The sequence below is a fragment of the Mesorhizobium sp. M5C.F.Ca.IN.020.32.2.1 genome (assembly GCF_004023105.1).
In the GTDB taxonomy this organism is placed as follows: Bacteria; Pseudomonadota; Alphaproteobacteria; order Rhizobiales; family Rhizobiaceae; genus Mesorhizobium; species Mesorhizobium wenxiniae.
In genome coordinates, this window is sequence record NZ_RZSX01001283.1 from 1 (window position 1) to 1,236 (window position 1,236).

Annotated in this window: 2 protein-coding genes; one reads left to right on the forward strand and one right to left on the reverse strand. The window is 66.0% G+C overall.

What is annotated here, in order from left to right; translation table 11 throughout:
• On the reverse strand, window positions 1-515 hold a 515-nt coding region (rimM, locus tag EOA86_RS35230), incomplete at its 3' end, for a ribosome maturation factor RimM (RefSeq protein WP_128345691.1).
• A gap of 128 nt (window positions 516-643) precedes the next feature.
• On the opposite strand from rimM, the gene EOA86_RS35235 reads away from it, so the two are divergent.
• The coding region (locus EOA86_RS35235) for a site-specific integrase (protein ID WP_164892353.1) at window positions 644-1,236 on the forward strand (593 nt) is incomplete at its 3' end.

The window sequence follows — 1,236 nt, forward strand, 5'->3', positions numbered from 1 at the left end:
TCATCGATCAAGCCCGCCGCCGCCGGATCGATGCGAACGAAGCCGTCTTTGATCGACACGTCAGGAACGGCGGCCTGGGTGAACGGGATCAGCACGCCTTTGCGCCCCGCCAACGTCACGTCGAGAATGTCGCCGCCGCCGAAATTATGCACGGCGACGACCTTGCCGATGTCAGCACCGGTATCGTCCCGGACCGCCAGCCCGACGAGATCGGCATGATAGAATTCGTCCTCTTCGCCATCGTCAGGCAGCATCGAGCGGTCGACGAACAATTCCGTGCCGGCAAGCGCCTCGGCGGCGTTGCGGTCGCTGATGCCCTTGAAACGCACCACCACGACGTTGTTGGCCGGCCTGATGTCGATGATCTGGAAGGCGCGGCCGTCCCTGGCATAGAGCGGCCCGTAGTCGGCCAGCGCCAGCGGATCGCCGGTGAAGGTCTTCACGCGCAATTCGCCCTTGATGCCGTGGGCGGCGCCGATCACGGCCATCTGGACGGGGTTTTGCGGTTTGGTCATCGGAAAAATCCTTTGCCTTGCTCTAGCTCCACCCTCTTGTCATTTCAATGACGCGGCTCTTCACGGCTTCCTAACCCGGCTGCCGGAAGATGGCCCAGAATGGAAGAACGGCATATCGGAAGAGCGCAATGCAGGAATTCCTCATCCCGGCCAAACCAGACCTTCAGGCGGCCCGCGAAAGCTGGCTGAAGATGCTGGCGCGCGAGCGCCGGATGTCGCCGGAAACCGTGGAAGCCTATGAGCGCGACACGCGCCAGTTCCTGCACTTCCTGACCGACCATTGCGGCGGTTCGCCCGGAATTTCGGATATCGCCGATCTGCGCCCGGCCGATCTGCGCAGCTTTCTCGCCGCCCGCCGCGCCGGAGGCGCCGGCGCCCGCACGCTCGGACGCGGGCTGGCCGGCATCCGCTCGCTGCTGCGCTTTCTGGAGCGGCGCGGCCTCGTCAATGCGGCGGGTGCTGCGGCACTGCGCGCGCCACGGCAGCCGAAGTCGCTGCCCAAGCCGCTGACGGCAAGCGATGCGAAACACGTCGTTTCGGTGGAGGGCCAGCTGGCGGAGGAACCGTGGATCGCTGCCCGCAACGGCGCCGTGCTGACGCTGCTCTACGGCTCGGGTCTGCGCATTTCCGAGGCGCTCGGCCTGTCCGGCGCCGATCTGTCGTTGCCCGATGAAACGGTGCTGCGCGTCACCGGTAAGGGCGGCAAGACGCGGCTGGCGCC